Raw genomic sequence first — 17,255 nt, forward strand, 5'->3', positions numbered from 1 at the left:
GCCTCTAATTAACTATTATAAGTAGTACAAGAACTGATATAGATTATAGGTCTTCATTACACTTTTAACCTTATTGTTTAATTGAACTATTGCCAAAATTTAACATGGCAAACTTCTCTATTCGCCGATATAGCTTGCTCGGTAAAAACTTTAACCAAGCACAGCCTAACGTCATTATCGTGCGACTAGGCTCTTGAAAAAGAATCCTGTAATTACAAAAAATTGCTTGATGAATAAGCTTAAAAGCTGTCAGTTTACTTTCAGACTGTATCGCCCGTCTAGCTAAATAACGAAGCTGATATGCCCTTGCTAAGCTATAAAACTGTTTGAAAAAGGTTGGATCAGAAGCTTGGTTTAGCATAACGGCATGTTGCCAACTTGAATACTGCTTATCAACATCTGCTGAAAGGCCAATATCGTTAACTCGATAATAAGTTAAAGGTTTGGCAATACCAGCAAATTTCCATGCAGTGGTTAATGCTATGCGAGTCCATAATTCGATATCTTCAGATTGTCTCAAACTTTCATCAAAATACATTTTTCGATATTTATCTCTTTTAACACCAAAATAGCCAATTTCTGCTAATAACGCTCTTCTAATCACTGGCGATGAGCCATTACCTACTGGATTACGACAAAAAATATGTTGTTTAGTTATATTGCTCAGCTTAGGAAATTGACCAACACCTAAAAGTGCGCCTTCTTTATTAATAAACAATGACGGACAGTAACTTACCCCTACCTTAGGGTTCGCTGATAAATGTTGAATATGTTTAGCTAATTTATCTTTAGCCCAATAATCGTCAGCATCAAGTAAAGCAACATATAAACCACGAGCCGAATCTATACCGGTATTTCTTGCACCAGACAAACCTCGATTAGTTTGGTGAATAAGTCTAATTCTAGGGTCTGTAAATTTATTCACTTTATTTAAGGTATCATCAGTACAACCATCATCGACTAAAATAATTTCAAAATTATGATAGGTTTGTTTAAGAACGCTATCAATACTTTGTTCAATATATTTTTCAACGTTATACATTGGAATAATAACTGAGACTATTGGAACAGCATTAGATTTCATGTGATTTATTCCTATTAAATAAAGTGCGTAGATTATAATTTAAGGGTTTTAGAACATTAATTAAGTAAATGGGGATTAAGCAAAATAGATTGCTAAAAAAGATAACAACGGCAAATTCCATTGGCTCTTTTGGCATCATAATAATGAGCGTGAGTAAAGAAACTGACAGGCAAACTAAACGAGTAAAGGTTTCAAGGTGGTATTGCTCTGTTGCTCGCTGAAAACAACAAACAATATCAATAATTAAATTAGGTAGTGCCACTAAACATAATATTGTGATGATAGGTACAGCTGACGACCATTTATCGTCGAACAAAATTGGTACATAAATAGGAGCAATTAAGGCCTGAAGAACGAATAAAAAACCAATGAATAATGTAAAAGCAAATATTTTCTTTTGTTGTGCTAATAACTGCCCTTGCCGAGCTAACTTGCAAATATAAGGATATAAAGCAGCCATATAAACTTGGTTAATTGACTGACTTAAACCTACCCCAGCATTTTTTGCAAAACTATAAAAACCAAACAACTCAGGGGTTAGTAACTTACCGGCAATAAAAGTATCGGCATGAACTCGAATTCCACGTAAAAATTCCGTATTAAAAAGCTTTCCTGATGTTCTTAACATGTGCTTGATTACAGTTTTATCAAAACCAACCCCATATGATTGAACCGGTGCGAATGAAAATAGCAACAACCAAAACAGTGAAAAGGCAATTTTACCCAAAGCAACAGCAAAGATATCAGCCCCAAGTAAAGCTGCTACCGCTATAGATACATTTTCGATGATGACACAAACACCATTTCTGATACTAAACCAACGCATTTTATTAGCGCGCTGCAACAAAAATATTTTTACACTCACCCAAGGGTATAGCAGATAAATTACAGCCATTATTTTTAGTAATGAGGCAATATTATCATTGTCATAAAGTGATGATAGAAAGTCTGCAGAGCTCCACTGACCTATGGCGATAGTAAGACAGATAGCCCATTGGATGACTATACCACTTTTTGCAAAACTAGCCACTTGCGCTTGTTTGCAGTTAATAATTTGACTACCTACACCGGCTCGTAATATTAATGCAAAGACATCGTGAAAGGCCAGCGCTAACATAGCTGTACCATAAGAGATTGGCGATAATTGTGCGGCAAGTACAACGATAGTGAAAATTCTAGAGACTTTAGCAACAAACTCTGCACTAAGTAACCAAATAGTATTTGATAACAGCTCAATTACCGCTTTAACTTGCGTCCTAAATAAAGACATTAACTGCACTAGAACACTCCTAAATTATCATTGCTAAATCGTTAACAATGATACAATCAAGTTTCGTTCCAATGTTTAAATTATTTTAATTCACTGATTATTATATGTTTTATTTTGTACCTAGGTGATGTGCTGATAATAATTTGCACTTTGAAAAATTTACCAGCGCTTTTTGCAAATTAAAAATGGTATTAATCTAGCGTTGGTACTTGCCATTGCTGAATTTTTCGATAAAGCGTTGATGGACTCACACCTAGCTCACTGGCCGCTTTGACGATGTTATCTTCACACAAGGCAATCGCTTGTTCAATGGCATACTTTTCGACATCAGCTAAGGTAATTATTGAAGGTGTTAAATTAGCTGTATTGAGCATCGGTGTCTGCATATTTATATCATCTTGTGCCGAGGCAACCGCTTTTTGCGGGGGAGGTGTTGCAAGAGCAGGCTGCTTAAACTGCTGACCAAGTTGCTGAACAATCACTTGTTCAGAAATTAAGGGTCCTTCAGACATAATTGTTGCGCTATGAATAATATTTTGCAGTTGTCTAACATTACCTGGCCAAGAGTACGATGTAATTAATGCCTCAGCCTTAGTTGAGAAACCCACAAAAACTTTTTCTTCAATTTTACTAAAGTGACTTAAGAAATATTCAGCTAACTTCACAATATCACTACCACGTTCATTTAAAGCGGGTAACACGATAGAAATGACATTGAGCCGATAAAAGAGATCTTCACGTAGTTTCTTTTCATCAATGGCAACTTGAGGGGCTCGATTGGTTGCACTGATAAAACGAATGTCTACTTTTTCTTCTTTACCGCTACCGACCTTTTGAAAACAACCAGTTTGAATAAAACGTAATAATTTAGCCTGTAAACTGATATCCATTTCACCAATTTCATCAAGAAATAAGCTGCCGCCGTTGGCCAATGACGCTGCACCGTCACGATTTGAAACAGCACCAGAAAATGCTCCTTTGATGTGACCAAAAATTTCTGATTCCATCAGTTCTGAGGGTATAGCGGCACAGTTGAGCGCAATAAAAGGTCCGTTTTTTCTTTTACTTAAGCGATGAATTGCCTGTGCAGCAACTTCTTTTCCTGAGCCACTAGGCCCAGTAATAAATACAGAGGCACTGCTGGGGGCGCTTTGTTCGATACAAGAATAAACAAATTGCATCGGAATTGAATCACCAATAAAGCCTTCAAATTTTGCTTTATGATATTTTTGGTATTGATCAATCGTTCTTCGCATTAAGGTACGCTCAGCAAGTATATGCTGAAGGTGTAATGCTTGCTTTAACTTAACAATAAGTTCGAAATTATCCCAAGGTTTATGTAAAAAACCCCAAATGTGCCCTGAATTAATCGCATCAAGTACCATATCCATGTTGTCACAGCCCGTTAAAACAATACGAACAGTTTCAGGTGAAATTTGAGCAACTTGTTCAAGTAATTGATTGCCGTCCATATTGGGCATATTGATATCAGAAACAATGACATCAACATGACATTTTTTAATCACTTCAAGTGCTTCACCGCCGCTAGCAGCTGTTAAAATAGTCGCATCCACTTTACCCGCAATACGTTGTAGCGATCTTAAAATAGCGGGTTCATCGTCAACAAATAAAATGACTGATTTATTCAAATTTTGCATTTTTTTCCTTAAAATCAACACTAATGCCCAATAACTTTTCTATAAAACAGTGTTACATTTAGCTATAACTATTTTTTATTCCATATTTAAAACTTAAGGTATCGCCTCAACAATTACAAATATTGTTAAGGTAAATTGACTTATTAATTATAATAATATCAATAATTTTTGAATAAATAACCGTTATAGCTATAATATATGTATATTATTTATCACTATAAAGTAAAAAATAGATAATATAGTGGTCGTTATAATTAACATCATTAAAACTATTTATTTCAGTTGTAAAGTTTATAGGGAGAGATTATGTCAGATAGTAGTACCCAAAATGCTTTGTATTCAGATATGACTGTTTTATGTGTTGATGATGAACGAATTATACTCAGGACTTTGCAACGTTTATTTCACCGCAAGTCATATAATGTCATTATTGCTAATAGTGCTCAAAACGCACTAGAAATTTTAGAGAAAACGCACGTAGATATCATTATTTCTGATATGAGAATGCCTGAAATGGACGGCGCAGCGTTATTAGCAATAGTTGCTAATTCACACCCAGACACTTACCGAATAGTATTAAGTGGTTATGCTAATTTTGAATCAACCGTGGCAGCAATTAATTTAGGTAAAATCAATCGTTTTATCAATAAACCGTGGAATAATAATGACCTAATTAATGCTGTTGAAGAAGGTTTGGAGATCACCCATTTAAAAGAGGAAAACCATAATCTAAAACGTAAAATTGAAAAGAAAAGTAAATTACTTAAAAGCCTAAATCATGACTTAGAGGGAAAAGTAAATTTACGCACCAAACAAATTAGAACGTCATTAACAAGAAATGAACAAGACAATAAAGCCTGTGAGAAAATGTTATTTAACTTCATTGCGATCAGTCCTGATCTTAATGCTGATTTTGCGAAAAATGTAGCACAATTAGCCGGTCGATTAGGAGAAAAGCTCTGTCTAGATAAAGAAGCATTGCATGATATTTGCTTATCAGGTTTTCTCAACGAAATTGGATTGTTAGGGTTTGATTCGACCATTGTTTGTACCCCCTTTAATTTACTCAATTTCGAACAAAAAAAGATTTTTTTGACTCAGGGAGATATTGCTCAACAAATTCTCTCGCCAGCGCAACGTTTAAATGCTGTAAAAGCAATACTAACCTATCAATTTCATTCACTAGAAGAACTAAAAAATAAAGTTAATAGTAAAACATTGCTTGCCTGTAAAATAATAAGTGTTGCAAGAGATTATTGGCGATTTTCTTGCGGTAAGATTGATGTTAAAAGGCTAGATCATAAGCAAGTACTGGTCGCGTTAAATAAATCGAAAGGTATTAAATATTCCAAAGAAGTTTTAGATATATTAATGGCCAACCCCGAATTAGTTATTAATAATATTTCTGAAAAAGGCTTAACGACACGACAACTTTTACCCAACATGATATTAAAATATGGTTTGTTTTCTGCAAATAACTTGCTTATTTTAGCTGAAGGACATGAGTTTACCGAACACACAATTAATAAGCTAATTGAATACGAGATTAATCAAAAACACCAATTTAAGATTGTTATTGAATCATTATCATAATTTAAGGAAATGACCATGCAAGGTTATATATACACCATATTTTCCGAAATGGTCATTGAAAAATTAGGCATGTCTGCATGGAATGAGTTGTTAGATAAAGTAAAACCAAATTCTGAAGGTATTTATACTAAAAGTATGCAGTATGAAGACTCCGAAATAATGTCTTTTGTTGCTGAACTATCGACATTAACCCAAATAGATCCGCCGACGTTAGTTCGCACCTTTGGTGAATATTTATTTATCCATTTACTTAATCGTAGCCCTGCTAACTTATCACATATTGATAATTTAAAAGATTTTCTCATTTGTATTGAAGGTGTTATTCAAAAGGAAGTAAAGCGTGTTTATCCAGATTCTTACTTACCAAGTTTTAAATTCGATGAAAACCTAATGGCGATTTAATTATGTTTTATCAATCTAAGCGCAAGTTATGCCATCTTTGTGAAGGATTAATTTCGGGTGCTGCTCAACACTTTAAACAAGCTATTGTAATTGAACAGTCTGAATGCATGCATGATGGAGCCAATAAATGTAAATTAGTAATATCTTTCAAGGATTAACATGACTAAAGAAGACGCGTATAAAACTGCCTATATCCGCGAAAAAAAGGCACGACAGTTGGCGGAAAAGCTACTTGAGGATAAATCACGACAATTATACGAAAATGTTTTAAACCTTGAAGGGGTTGTTGCAGAATTAAAAACAACCCAAGCACAACTTATCCAATCGGAAAAGATGTCTTCACTGGGACAACTTACGGCTGGTATTGCGCATGAAATTAATAATCCTATTGCTTACTCGTACAGTAACCTCTTTTATTTATCTGAAAATATTACTGAATTTTTTAAACTCGACAAAATTATACAAGATAATTTACCTCTCAAAGATAACGTTGACTCAATGTTGCAACAATATCAAAGTATGCGTAAAGAAATTGATGCTGACTATTTAATAACTGACATTCCTTCTCTGTTAGCCGATACCATTGAAGGAGTAGAGCGCGTTAAAAACATAGTTAACAATTTAAAGAAAATTTCTTATAAAGGAGATGAAGCCTTTACCGCTTTTAGTATTAATGACTGCATTAAAGAATGCATTAAAGTATCTGCTAATGAAATAAAATACTCTATGGCCATTAATCTAGAACTTTCTGATTGTGGTGACGTTATGGGGCAACCATATGATTTAAATCAGGTCTTTATTAACTTATTTATGAATGCTTCACATGCCTGCTCAGCCCATGGGATATTGACCATTACAACAACCCAAGAGCAAGACAACGTCATTATTTACGTGCAAGATAATGGTAGAGGAATAAGTGAAGAAAACATATTAAAAATATTTGATCCTTTTTATACCAGTAAACCTGTTGGCGAAGGTACTGGTTTAGGTTTGCCGATATCACATGGCATCATTGAAAAGCATCACGGTACAATTACAGTCACGAGTGAAGTAGGTGTTGGTACATGTTTTAAAATAAGCCTACCGCTTGCAAGTCCACCGATAAACTAACACGCGACACTTTTTCCCTAAACTAACCTTTAACTATAAAGTGTTGGTTTAGATGCCTTTATTCGCTAGCACTAGCATAAATCTTGTAACTTATAATATTTATCAACGGAAGTTCGCATTTTGCAACAGCCCAAAAAAAATTCACCATCTTTATCTATATAATACTTTCTTACTCGCTGTTAGCCCATTAGAAGAGCGGTTTATCAATAATGGAGTAGTTATTGCAATACTTAGTTGAGCACTTTTCACAGATAGAGAAGTTATTAACCCATTTGCAGTAAAGGTGACATTTATGACCAATACAACATTAGTACTCAGCATTGCCTTAAATGGTTACCAGTTGATGTATAACAAAGAACTAGCAACACACAAAAACTATGCTAAAAAGCAAGGATACTGCCATCAAGCGGTAACTCGGCCTTATATTTCTAAATTAGGTGTAGAGTGCTGTTGGCTTAAGTTAACGCTAATGCGAACAGCTTTACTCTCGGGATATGACACTGTTATATTTTTAGATGCTGATACAGTGGTAAATGATAATTGCCCCGCTTTAAAAACAATAGTAGAAGATGAAAAATATATTTATATGGCCAAAGGTTATTCTAATCGCTTTAATTCTGGTGTACTTATTGCGCTGAATAATAAAAAAACCATTGCATGGCTGACCAGTATTATTGATTCCAGACTTGCTAGCATACAAAAAATAAACAAGGTTGGCTGGGGTGAAAACGGTCATGTCATAGAATTAAGTAAAGGGGTGAGTTTTATAAAAGAGATCGAACAAAAATGGAATAATACTTTTGACTATGACTTAAGTGACTATATTCGACACAGCAATTGTGGCCCTATGCGCACCAGCATTATCAATAATTTATTTCATAAAATTGTTTTCGCTCTCTCTGCCCACATACTAGCCTTTGTTAATAGAAAACAACCAACGTCAGTTCCAGCAAGAGACGAAGACGACCTGTCGCGAGAAACAAATATCATCTTATCGCTTTATCCAAAATTAGTCCGTTGTTAGCATCTTAAAATAAATTGCAAAATGATAATTTAAATTTTTATTTTGCAATTCAGTACTTTATTTTTTTAAAAAAATCAGCCACAAAAAATAAAATAATTATAAAACAGACACATAAAACAAAAATCAAGTTGGCACAACTTAAGCAATGTACACGTTAACTGATAATAATTTAGGTTAGCTGAAATGATAAAAACTAAAATTTCACTACAAACAAAAACTCAATCGTTTACACACTACGATGCCATTAAGCATCAATACCGTGGCAACATTGTCGATAAGCCCATAGCACTGATCCTTATATTAATACTGCTTCCCTGTTTCCTGTTAAATATAACCTTGGCGATAACGACAAGAAGAAACTTATTTTCAAAAAAATACAAGACTGATGCATTAAGCAGAAAGGTAACATTACACCGTTTTAGTTGTGGCCTTTGGGTAAAAACTGCGGTTTTGTTTGATATTTGCTTAGGTAAGATTTCTTTTTGCGGTATTCCCTTAACTCATCGACTTTCACCCGACATGCAGTTTTATGTCCTTAACCAAATTAAGTGTAAAACAGGAATTTTTAGTCTTTATGACTTGCACCTTAAAACAGGGATAACGGTGATGACGCCCGAGCAACTACTTGAACAACAACTCAATGGTAACTTAGCTAATTATCTAGCGCTTATGAGTAAAAGTTTTATCTCGATTATTATTTATGGCCAAAAAATTAAAAGACTTAAAGAATCTAAGTACTTATCTTTGTTTGGTTTAGACGTTAAAAATACTTCAATGGCGGAAGCTGTTGAATGGATAACATGTAGTGATATACCTAAAAGTAAAACGAAAATAGGTTTTTTTATTAATGCGCATTCCATTAATTTGTCGATTAGCAATCCAACCTTCTTTAACCAATTAACAAAAGCTGATGCATTGTTCGCTGATGGCTCTGGTATGAGATTAGCAGCAAAAAAAGCAGGTTTCTTGCTTAATGGCAACAATAACGGAACAGATATGTTACCTCACCTTTGTAAAAAATGTGTTGAAAGTAGTCAATCTTTATTTTTCTTCGGTGCTAAGCCAGGGATTGCAGATCAAGCAGCAAATGAATTAAGCGCTCAATTTCCAGGACTCAATATTGCAGGTACCGAGCATGGTTATAGAGGCACTGAGAGTACCCAAAAAATTATCACCACAATAAATAAAAGTGATTGCGACATTTTATTAATTGCTATGGGCTCACCTATACAAGAACAATGGTTACTTGAGCACAGAGACCAATTACGATGCAAAACAGCATTAGCCGTAGGTGGATTATTTGATTTTTATTCTGGCAGTATTTCACGTTCGCCGATGTGGTTAAGAGAAATTGGGATGGAGTGGATTTGGCGCTTAATGCAAGAACCTCGTGAAAAATTTAATCGTTATGTTATTGGTAACCCACTTTTTTTATATAGAACCTTTTTACTTGGCTCAGTAAATACTGGAGTAAAATAATGACTATTCAAATATTAAATAAAATTAAAAATCAGGCGCTATTTACTAAAACACACAAAGCTATTGTTATAAATTACCAACACAAAGGCATTCCAGTTATTTTACAGCAAAGCATTGCCCTACTTGCGTTAATACTCATTAGCCCAGTACTGCTAATCGTGATTATTTTAATTAAAACAGAAAGTCTGGGTGGTGCGTTATTTTATCAAACTAGAGTGGGTGAAAATGGTCGACATTTTAAAATGTATAAATTTAGATCAATGTATTTAAAATCTGACCCACTTTTTAAAGAACCAGACCCTTCTCAAAGTTCTCGTAAAGGTGTTTGTAAGAAGTACATTAATGACCCTAGAATTACCAAGATTGGCCAATTTATTAGAAAATATTCTATTGATGAGTTACCACAATTATTTAATATTGTTAGAGGGGATATGTGCTTAGTAGGCCCAAGACCCGCATTATCAATTGAAACTTATGAATATGATAATTTTATCCAACCAAGATTATTTACTAAGCCTGGATTAACCGGTTTATGGCAAGTATCTGGTCGTGCAGACACTAATTTTGAAGAACAATTACAGTTAGACAAATGTTACATTAAGCAACAAAGTTTTTTAATGGACTGTAAAATAATAGCCTTGACCATTCCAGCTGTATTAATGGCCAAAGGTGCTTATTAGTTGGAACAACCTATAACATTTAGCTAAAGTCTAAAATGACTTAAAAATAACAGTAAGTTGAATTGATTAACGCATAATCAATTCACCTTACTGTTATTTTTTATAAAAGCAAAGTAGCCATATATTCGGATAAAAAGGCTTTTGCAAAATAGATATAGCCCATTGCAAATTGCAAATTCATATTTACAAATACCTATCGATTACAAAAAAACCTATAAAATACAACAAGTAAAATAAAAATAATCAGTTGGTACGTTAAGTGCAATAACGGTGTAGAGAGTTAAAATCGTTATGGAGAATTCAATGTCGTTTCACCCACCTAAAAATTACAAAATAATGCCAGCGCTTATCGCGCTCATTGGAATTTTAGTTTTACAGGGTTGTGCTAAGCACTCTTCCGTAGATATTGATAAGTCTGCACTTAGATTTTATGGTACGCCAGCTGACAATGGTGATGACTTTATTCATCAGCAAGCACCTAAAACGCTATTTTCAGATGGATTAAATTGCAGTCAGTTTCAAGACATGGGCGCAGCCCTAAATTATAGAACAGACAAGCCATTAAATTTACATTCGTCAAACATGAAAGCTTCAGCAGAGAATGACCCTATTCTTGCGCAAGGTTCATTATTAAGTCCAGGGGATTTAGTTGAAGTGCTTATTGAAGATGGTGAAGGTTTTAATGGCCGTTATATTGTTGATAACGCGGGATATGTAAAACTACCTATTATAGGTGTTGTTTCAGCAGGCGGTGCGACAACCAATAAATTAGAAACCAAAATTGAATTAGCCTTAATTAGAGCAGAAATATTTCAACCCTCCAGTGCTAGCGTTACCATATACGTATTAAATTGGTCATCAATTGAGGTTTCTGTGGCAGGTGCGGTTTTTCAACCTGGTACGGTATTAATTAATAAGAAACCAAATGGTATTCAAAATGCCGAACATTTAGATGCTTTTGGTGATTATTCAACGACGCGATTATTGTCTGAAGCGATCAGAGCAGCTTCGGGTATTCGACCTGATGCAAAATTAGATCAAATAATTTTACTGCGGAAAGGCTGGCAGGTTCAAATAGATATGACAGGGATGTTCTCTGGAGAATTAGTTAAGGATTACCCATTAGTAGCAGGTGACCGCATTATCGTACCCAGTACCGGTTGCTTTCAAGCACACTTAGTCAGACCTAGCTTAATTACACCTAAGGGATTTCGCGTTTTTATGTCTAACCTCATTGATTCAGCCGGAGATAATGCAAGTGCAGCCGTAGATAGATATTCAACCAGCCTGCCCTATGGTACACGCTTATTACAAGCAGCGGTTTCTGCTAATTGTGTCGGTGGTAAAGATTGGACCAATGCGCCACGTCGAGTAGTTCTTGCGAGTAAAAATCCAATTACCGGTGAAACACAAGTTATTGAGCGCTCTGTAGAAGCGTTAATGACGACACCAAATCAAGGCAATATTAACCCTTACTTAATGCCTAATGACGCCGTTGCCTGTTACGACTCAGATATTACTAACTTTCGTGATATCGCCAAAACAGTTGTCGACATCCTGCTTCCTATTAAATTGTTATAAGTGAATTATGAAATATCCTATCGTAACGTTAACGTCATTTGGCCTATTCAGAGCAAGAATATACTCAGTGTTAAAGCGCCCTTATTTAGTGATTGGTTTAGCTTGTTATTTAGTTGTTGCATTGCTTATTATGCTTTATTTGAATAAGGCTCCGTCATTTACCAGTGATATGGAAATGGTATTACCTGGAACAGGTAGCAGTAACAGTGTATCACTGGATAATGTCGGCCAAGTTGTTTCACAAACTAACACCCCTTTTTCTGGTGGTGGCTTTAACCCACGTGTTAATTATAAAGAGATGCTATCAAGTCGAGGTGTTAGGGGGCGTGCTGCTGAAAAACTAAATATTTCGCTTGATGAACTTGGTAAGCCAAAAATTAAGCTCACCGAGCAAACCTCTATTATTTCATTGGAGATGAATGCTGGCAGCTCAAAATTAGCACAAGAAAAAACCTTTGCTATCTATGAATCTTTACAAGACGAGTTGAGTAATCTTCGCGCCGATGAAGTGTTACGACGAGACCGGAGTATCAACCATGTTCTTGACCAATACCGGGAAAGAATGAATATAACCCGTAATGCTATTGTTGATTTTCAACAGCGATCCATTGTTGTTTCAACCGTTCAAATGAATCAATTGGTTAAAACCTTATCCGGTGTTAAAGAAAAACGACTTTATGTGAAAGCTGAAACAAGGCAATTACAAGAATATATTTATCAATTAAGTGAAGAGCTTGGGGTTTCACCCAAATTAGCAGGACAAGCATTCGCCCTGCAATCAGACGTTGAATTCAAAGCTTATATTACCGAATTAAAAGAAAGTATCACTCAACTCACCGAATATAGCTCTCGATGGGGTGTTAATCACCCTAAAGTGAAAGCACAACAAAAAAGATTAAACTTTACCCGAATTGCGATAAACCAGAGAAGCAGGGAAATGTACGGTGTTAATTCAAGTGAGATATTCAATTCCTTAAATTTGGATTTGAACCCAAAACGGGCTGAGTTATTCGCTGACTTAATTGCAGCTTATGCAAAACAAAAAGGCCAAGATTCAATGTTTGCTGATTTAGGACGTTCTATTGAACATCTCGGTGACCAATTAAAGGTGTACTCAAGAGAAATAGTCGAATTAGAGCGGTTACAGAGAGAATTTAACATGGCAGAAGCTATTTTTACCTCAGCAGCAGCAAGATTAGAAGCAAGTAAAGCAGACATTTTTGCCTCGTATCCGGTATTGCAAATGCTGACAACCCCCTCTTACCCAATGAAACAAGGTAGTCCTAAAAATATCATTGCCTTTGTTGTTGCTGTAGCTGGGTTTTTATTCATTACCTTTGGCTTATTGGTTTTATCACAACGCAAAAAGTTAATTCAAGTTTTACTCAAGAAAAACTAATTTGGCTAATAGAAGTTAATCCTATCAATTCTTAGTCGCCTTGATATAGCGTTAGTTTTAGCCTTGTCTTAGGCTGCTCCTTATTTTATCAACCCTATTCCCCAAATTGTGAAGGTTAAATCTATAAATAATAAAGATATTTTATAAAGACATAATGAATTGCAAAATGAAAACCCTATTTTTATTTTGCAATCAAAAGACAACACCCACCTCAACCAGAGATAATAAGCCATATAAAATCAACAACTTAATCAGCAAGATGGAGTTGGCACAGTTTAAGCTACAAGTAGGTTAGCATCAATTTATTAATGATTAATGCAATGCTGGCTAAAGATAATAATACTTTTATATTAAGCCTTTATTCATCCATTTGGACAACTTAACTTATGATTTCACACCACCCCACTGCAAGTTCTACCGAAGAAAGGCTAGTTTGGTTTGGGTTAACACTTACCTATCCATTCTTCGCATTCGGTGGTCTTTATGTTATGGGTTCAGTGATAGGTTGGATGATCTTTATTGTGGTTTTATTACGTTGGTATGTAAACGGAAAAGATAAAAATGCAGTTATACCGGCCATTGTTTGGTTATGGATCCTCGGTGGTTTTTTTATGTTAGTCGCGCTACTCATTGGTCATTCAAATTGGGACCTGGGACTAGCGAAAACCATTAAGTCTTCGATTGGTTGGGCAAAAGGATGGGCACTGATGCCGCTATTTTTATTTATTGGTGCCTTTGTTGATATTAAACCGCAGTTAGTGGTTAGAGCCGTATGCGTTGTTTCGTTTCATTCGTTAATTTTTGCCAGTGTTACTGTTGTTCTTTATATGGTTGGCGCCCCGGGTGATTTATTTATATCACCGCTACAAGTGATTGGCGGACCCGGTGAAAGCTTCTTTACAGTGAGTTTATTTGGTTTAAACCCTGAAACTGGTGGTGGTCGTTGGAGGTTTTTTACTCCTTGGGCACCTGCTGCAGGATTTATGGCATGTATATTTTTAATTTTTATTAGCCAAGAGAAAGAACCTTTTTGGAGAAACTCTGGTTTAGCCGGTAGTTTCATCATGTGTTTACTCTCACAATCACGTGCTGGTTGGGTTATTTATATCGCATTAGCGCCACTATGCTTTTTCAGTAAACATTTTAAAAATCCACTGCTTATTATACTTTTTGGCTTGTTCATTCCAGCCATTTTATTATTAGGCGAGCCGTTATTTAATTTAATCACTAACAGCTACGAAGACATTAAAGCTTCGCGCCCTGATTCAACACGAGTACGTAATACGCTAGAAGTACTTGCATTGCAACGTTGGGAGTCAGAAGCGCCAATTTGGGGACATGGCATTGTTGAGAAAGGACCAAAAATCGTTGAAGGAATGTATATAGGTTCACATCACAACTGGTATGGACTGTTATTTGTCAAAGGCATAGTAGGACTTTTAGCATTAGCTATACCTTTAACGTTTACCTCTATCTATTTATTTTGGCATAGCCTTAAAAGCGAGATTTGTTATACCGCTGCGCTGATGACAATCGTTTTTATCTGTTACTCATTTTTTGAAAATCTAGAAATATTAAGTTTTATTTATTGGCCAGCACTTTTATGGATAGGCATTGCCCTTAATCCACTAAAATCAGGAGAAAGACATGCTTAAGAAATACGATGCTTATTTAGTAGGCTATTACGGCATGCAAAACAGCGGCGATGATGCGCTGATGTATGTAACGGCCTGGGCGGCTCGACACATTATTGGTTGTGAAAATACCTTAGTAGGTTTGTACGGCGATTACCGCAGAGAAACACAAACGGATCATCAACTACCGCTCAAGTTTAACCAGCAATTTCCGGGGCAAAATAGGTTACTGCATTATAAAGCTGCACTTCAAAGTAAGCGTATTATTTTTGGTGGTGGCTCGGTTTTACACAGTGAAACAGATATAAACCTTAAAAGACAATTAATGTCTTTATCAAGCCCTAAGAATAGCTTAGCAGTAGGCGTTGGAATTGGTCCGTTCAATTCAACTGCCGCAGAAAAAGCATGTGCAAAATTTTTAAATGAATGTGGTTATATTGGCGTCAGAGACAGTGAAAGTTTAGACATTGCTCAAATTATCGCCCCTAATGCTAACGTTAATAAAACGTTTGATTTAGCACCATTACTGCTGTGTTCAGATAAATATAAACCTGAACAAGTCGAACGTAAAGGCATTGCACTGTCGTTATGCTCTGTTGCTATTAATGCGATGGGCAAAACAAATAAAGGTGCTGAACAGCAAAGGTTTCACCAATTTACTCAGTTAATAACACAGTTATACGCTCAAACAGGTGAACTTATTACCTTAATTGAGTTTAACGGACATAGCTCATTAGGCGATTGGAAAATCAACAATAATATTATTGCTCGTTTAAACAAAACGGTGCCCGTAACGATAGAAAAATATCAAGCAGATCCCATTAAATTACTCGAAAAACTGGGCACTTATAAAGCTATTGTTAGTATGCGTTTACATGGTTCTATTTTAAGTTATTTAGCTAACACACCCGTACTGTCAGTTAATTATCACAGTAAATGTAAAGGTTGGTGTGAAGAGATTGGCCTAGCACAAGACTATCAAATAGATTTATTTAATCTCAATATTAAATCAATTGTTAATCAAATCGTAAAGGGTTTATCAACAAATTTTATACCGCCAACGTTATCAGTTGATAGCGCTTTAAAAAATTCTTTATCTAACTGGAGTGATCAAAATGAAAAATATAAAATTTACTGTAATTATTCCGCTGTTTAACAAAGCCGAACATATCTTAAGAACACTTAACAGTGTCGCATGGCAGAAATACCCCGCTACTGAAATTATTGTTATTGATGATGGCTCTACCGATAATGGCGCCTTAATTGTAAAAAATGCCGAAATGGAAAATATAAAACTCATACAACAACAAAATCAGGGCGTGTCTGCCGCTCGTAATAATGGTGTTGAGTTGGCAAGCAATGAATACATTGCATTTTTAGATGCGGACGACCAATGGTTACCCTTATTTTTAGATGAGATAGCTCGCTTAATTGTTAAATTCCCTCAAGCAAAGTTTTTTGGAACACGCTACCAAATTGTCGAATCTGAGCATAACTATATAGATGCAAAAATAAAACTAAAAAACATCGACCCAGAGGGCGTGATATTAGCTGATTATTTTGATATTGCCTCACAAGGAGACCTACCTTTCACTATGTCTTCTATGGTCATTCAACGGTCATTATTTAACGACATTGGTGGTTTTACTCTGAATGAACCTATAGGTGAGGACCAAGATTTATTCTGTCGGGTTGCGTTAAATACAGATATTGCTTATTCACCAAATATTCACTCTCTTTATCATAAAGATGCGCAAAACCAAGCAAGTAAAAATAATATTCCTACTGCAGAGTGTGGTTTTAGTCTTCGGATAACTGAGCAAGCATCTCAATTTAAAGGGAATAAAAGCTCAACCAATATGCTTAAGTATAGTGCAACACATTTGTGTCACTTGGCAAAACTCAATATTGGTGATGGGCATTTTTCCCAAGCGAGGACTTTATTATCAGACCCTCGTTGTAAACTAAAACCTAAACACTTAGTGGGACTTTATGGATTGTCATGGATAAAACAAACAAAACAATGGCTAGTCAATGGCTTTCAATATAAACAGTTATAACAGTTATAACAGTTAACCAGATGACCGCCAAAAGCCGCATCTCAATAGAGCCGCGGTTTGATCCTTTATCAGTCCCCATTAATAAAATAGTAACCTTACTTTATTCTATTTTGCAAAATGATAATTTTCGCAAAACAAAAATATAAAAACTAATATAAAAACTAATATAATAAAATTAATATCAAACAATATCAATAACTTAATCACAAACCCCATCTTGGTTCATTACTTGCAACACCTATCTTAAGTAACAAATAAGATTTTACATACAATTGAGGGCA

Annotated in this window: 15 protein-coding genes; 12 read left to right on the forward strand and 3 right to left on the reverse strand. The window is 35.3% G+C overall.

The annotated features are described in order from the left end of the window. Nucleotides 1-70: 70 nt before the first annotated feature. The 3 genes from H4J66_RS09185 to H4J66_RS09195 all read right to left on the reverse strand — a co-directional run bounded on the left by H4J66_RS09185 (nucleotide 71) and on the right by H4J66_RS09195 (nucleotide 4,012). Nucleotides 71-1,084 carry a glycosyltransferase family 2 protein gene (locus tag H4J66_RS09185; RefSeq protein WP_182173496.1) on the reverse strand — a complete coding sequence of 338 codons (1,014 nt, stop codon included), beginning with the start codon at nucleotides 1,082-1,084 and terminating at the stop codon, nucleotides 71-73. Next, nucleotides 1,074-2,354 (reverse strand): oligosaccharide flippase family protein, encoded by a 1,281-nt coding sequence (locus H4J66_RS09190; RefSeq protein ID WP_259368595.1) that lies wholly within the window; start codon nucleotides 2,352-2,354, stop codon nucleotides 1,074-1,076. Before H4J66_RS09190 ends, H4J66_RS09185 begins: the two co-directional genes overlap by 11 nt. A 191-nt stretch (nucleotides 2,355-2,545) precedes the next feature. Further along, a complete protein-coding gene (locus tag H4J66_RS09195; protein WP_182173502.1) occupies nucleotides 2,546-4,012 on the reverse strand; it encodes a sigma-54 dependent transcriptional regulator in 1,467 nt (488 codons plus the stop codon). A 306-nt stretch (nucleotides 4,013-4,318) separates the two neighbouring features. Here H4J66_RS09195 and H4J66_RS09200 point away from each other — a divergent pair, with 306 nt between their 5' ends. The 12 genes from H4J66_RS09200 (at nucleotide 4,319) to H4J66_RS09250 (ending at nucleotide 16,974) form a co-directional block, all read left to right on the forward strand. Then, complete coding sequence (locus tag H4J66_RS09200) at nucleotides 4,319-5,605, forward strand: response regulator (protein ID WP_182173505.1); 1,287 nt, start codon at nucleotides 4,319-4,321, stop codon at nucleotides 5,603-5,605. Between the two features lie 15 nt (nucleotides 5,606-5,620). After that, complete coding sequence (locus H4J66_RS09205) at nucleotides 5,621-6,007, forward strand: heme NO-binding domain-containing protein (protein ID WP_220463260.1); 387 nt, start codon at nucleotides 5,621-5,623, stop codon at nucleotides 6,005-6,007. A 2-nt stretch (nucleotides 6,008-6,009) separates the two neighbouring features. Next, nucleotides 6,010-6,165: a V4R domain-containing protein gene (locus tag H4J66_RS20790; RefSeq protein ID WP_220463261.1), complete on the forward strand. Its 156-nt coding sequence runs from the start codon at nucleotides 6,010-6,012 to the stop codon at nucleotides 6,163-6,165. A 1-nt stretch (nucleotide 6,166) separates the two neighbouring features. Further along, nucleotides 6,167-7,117, forward strand: a complete 951-nt coding sequence (locus tag H4J66_RS20625; protein WP_182173508.1) for a sensor histidine kinase — start codon at nucleotides 6,167-6,169, stop codon at nucleotides 7,115-7,117. A 292-nt stretch (nucleotides 7,118-7,409) separates the two neighbouring features. Next, a complete protein-coding gene (locus H4J66_RS09215; protein WP_182173511.1) occupies nucleotides 7,410-8,141 on the forward strand; it encodes a glycosyltransferase in 732 nt (243 codons plus the stop codon). A 183-nt stretch (nucleotides 8,142-8,324) separates the two neighbouring features. After that, complete coding sequence (locus H4J66_RS09220; protein WP_182173514.1) at nucleotides 8,325-9,620, forward strand: WecB/TagA/CpsF family glycosyltransferase; 1,296 nt, start codon at nucleotides 8,325-8,327, stop codon at nucleotides 9,618-9,620. After that, nucleotides 9,620-10,300 carry a sugar transferase gene (locus H4J66_RS09225; protein ID WP_182173517.1) on the forward strand — a complete coding sequence of 227 codons (681 nt, stop codon included), beginning with the start codon at nucleotides 9,620-9,622 and terminating at the stop codon, nucleotides 10,298-10,300. Before H4J66_RS09220 ends, H4J66_RS09225 begins: the two co-directional genes overlap by 1 nt. 303 nt (nucleotides 10,301-10,603) lie before the next feature. Beyond that, entirely contained in the window at nucleotides 10,604-11,881 is a 1,278-nt protein-coding gene (locus tag H4J66_RS09230) for a polysaccharide biosynthesis/export family protein (protein ID WP_182173520.1), read from the forward strand. Nucleotides 11,882-11,888: 7 nt separating this feature from the next. Next, nucleotides 11,889-13,280 carry a hypothetical protein gene (locus H4J66_RS09235; protein WP_182173523.1) on the forward strand — a complete coding sequence of 464 codons (1,392 nt, stop codon included), beginning with the start codon at nucleotides 11,889-11,891 and terminating at the stop codon, nucleotides 13,278-13,280. A gap of 386 nt (nucleotides 13,281-13,666) precedes the next feature. Continuing rightward, complete coding sequence (locus H4J66_RS09240; RefSeq protein WP_182173526.1) at nucleotides 13,667-14,935, forward strand: O-antigen ligase family protein; 1,269 nt, start codon at nucleotides 13,667-13,669, stop codon at nucleotides 14,933-14,935. Beyond that, nucleotides 14,928-16,070 carry a polysaccharide pyruvyl transferase family protein gene (locus H4J66_RS09245; protein WP_182173529.1) on the forward strand — a complete coding sequence of 381 codons (1,143 nt, stop codon included), beginning with the start codon at nucleotides 14,928-14,930 and terminating at the stop codon, nucleotides 16,068-16,070. Before H4J66_RS09240 ends, H4J66_RS09245 begins: the two co-directional genes overlap by 8 nt. Next, the gene (locus tag H4J66_RS09250; RefSeq protein WP_182173531.1) at nucleotides 16,030-16,974 is read left to right on the forward strand and encodes a glycosyltransferase family A protein; all 945 of its coding nucleotides are present in this window, start codon (nucleotides 16,030-16,032) and stop codon (nucleotides 16,972-16,974) included. The genes H4J66_RS09245 and H4J66_RS09250 overlap by 41 nt, the downstream gene beginning before the upstream one ends. Nucleotides 16,975-17,255: the final 281 nt, after the last annotated feature.

Origin of the sequence: Colwellia sp. MB3u-55 (assembly GCF_014076785.1) — a bacterium.
In the GTDB taxonomy this organism is placed as follows: Bacteria; Pseudomonadota; Gammaproteobacteria; order Enterobacterales; family Alteromonadaceae; genus Colwellia_A.

Coding starts and splice junctions, on each gene's coding strand:
- H4J66_RS09185 (WP_182173496.1), bottom strand. CDS start 1,084: ATGAAATCTAATGCTGTTCCAATAGTCTCAGTTATTATTCCAATGTAT.
- H4J66_RS09190 (WP_259368595.1), bottom strand. CDS start 2,354: ATGTCTTTATTTAGGACGCAAGTTAAAGCGGTAATTGAGCTGTTATCA.
- H4J66_RS09195 (WP_182173502.1), bottom strand. CDS start 4,012: ATGCAAAATTTGAATAAATCAGTCATTTTATTTGTTGACGATGAACCC.
- H4J66_RS09200 (WP_182173505.1), top strand. CDS start 4,319: ATGTCAGATAGTAGTACCCAAAATGCTTTGTATTCAGATATGACTGTT.
- H4J66_RS09205 (WP_220463260.1), top strand. CDS start 5,621: ATGCAAGGTTATATATACACCATATTTTCCGAAATGGTCATTGAAAAA.
- H4J66_RS20790 (WP_220463261.1), top strand. CDS start 6,010: ATGTTTTATCAATCTAAGCGCAAGTTATGCCATCTTTGTGAAGGATTA.
- H4J66_RS20625 (WP_182173508.1), top strand. CDS start 6,167: ATGACTAAAGAAGACGCGTATAAAACTGCCTATATCCGCGAAAAAAAG.
- H4J66_RS09215 (WP_182173511.1), top strand. CDS start 7,410: ATGACCAATACAACATTAGTACTCAGCATTGCCTTAAATGGTTACCAG.
- H4J66_RS09220 (WP_182173514.1), top strand. CDS start 8,325: ATGATAAAAACTAAAATTTCACTACAAACAAAAACTCAATCGTTTACA.
- H4J66_RS09225 (WP_182173517.1), top strand. CDS start 9,620: ATGACTATTCAAATATTAAATAAAATTAAAAATCAGGCGCTATTTACT.
- H4J66_RS09230 (WP_182173520.1), top strand. CDS start 10,604: ATGTCGTTTCACCCACCTAAAAATTACAAAATAATGCCAGCGCTTATC.
- H4J66_RS09235 (WP_182173523.1), top strand. CDS start 11,889: ATGAAATATCCTATCGTAACGTTAACGTCATTTGGCCTATTCAGAGCA.
- H4J66_RS09240 (WP_182173526.1), top strand. CDS start 13,667: ATGATTTCACACCACCCCACTGCAAGTTCTACCGAAGAAAGGCTAGTT.
- H4J66_RS09245 (WP_182173529.1), top strand. CDS start 14,928: ATGCTTAAGAAATACGATGCTTATTTAGTAGGCTATTACGGCATGCAA.
- H4J66_RS09250 (WP_182173531.1), top strand. CDS start 16,030: ATGAAAAATATAAAATTTACTGTAATTATTCCGCTGTTTAACAAAGCC.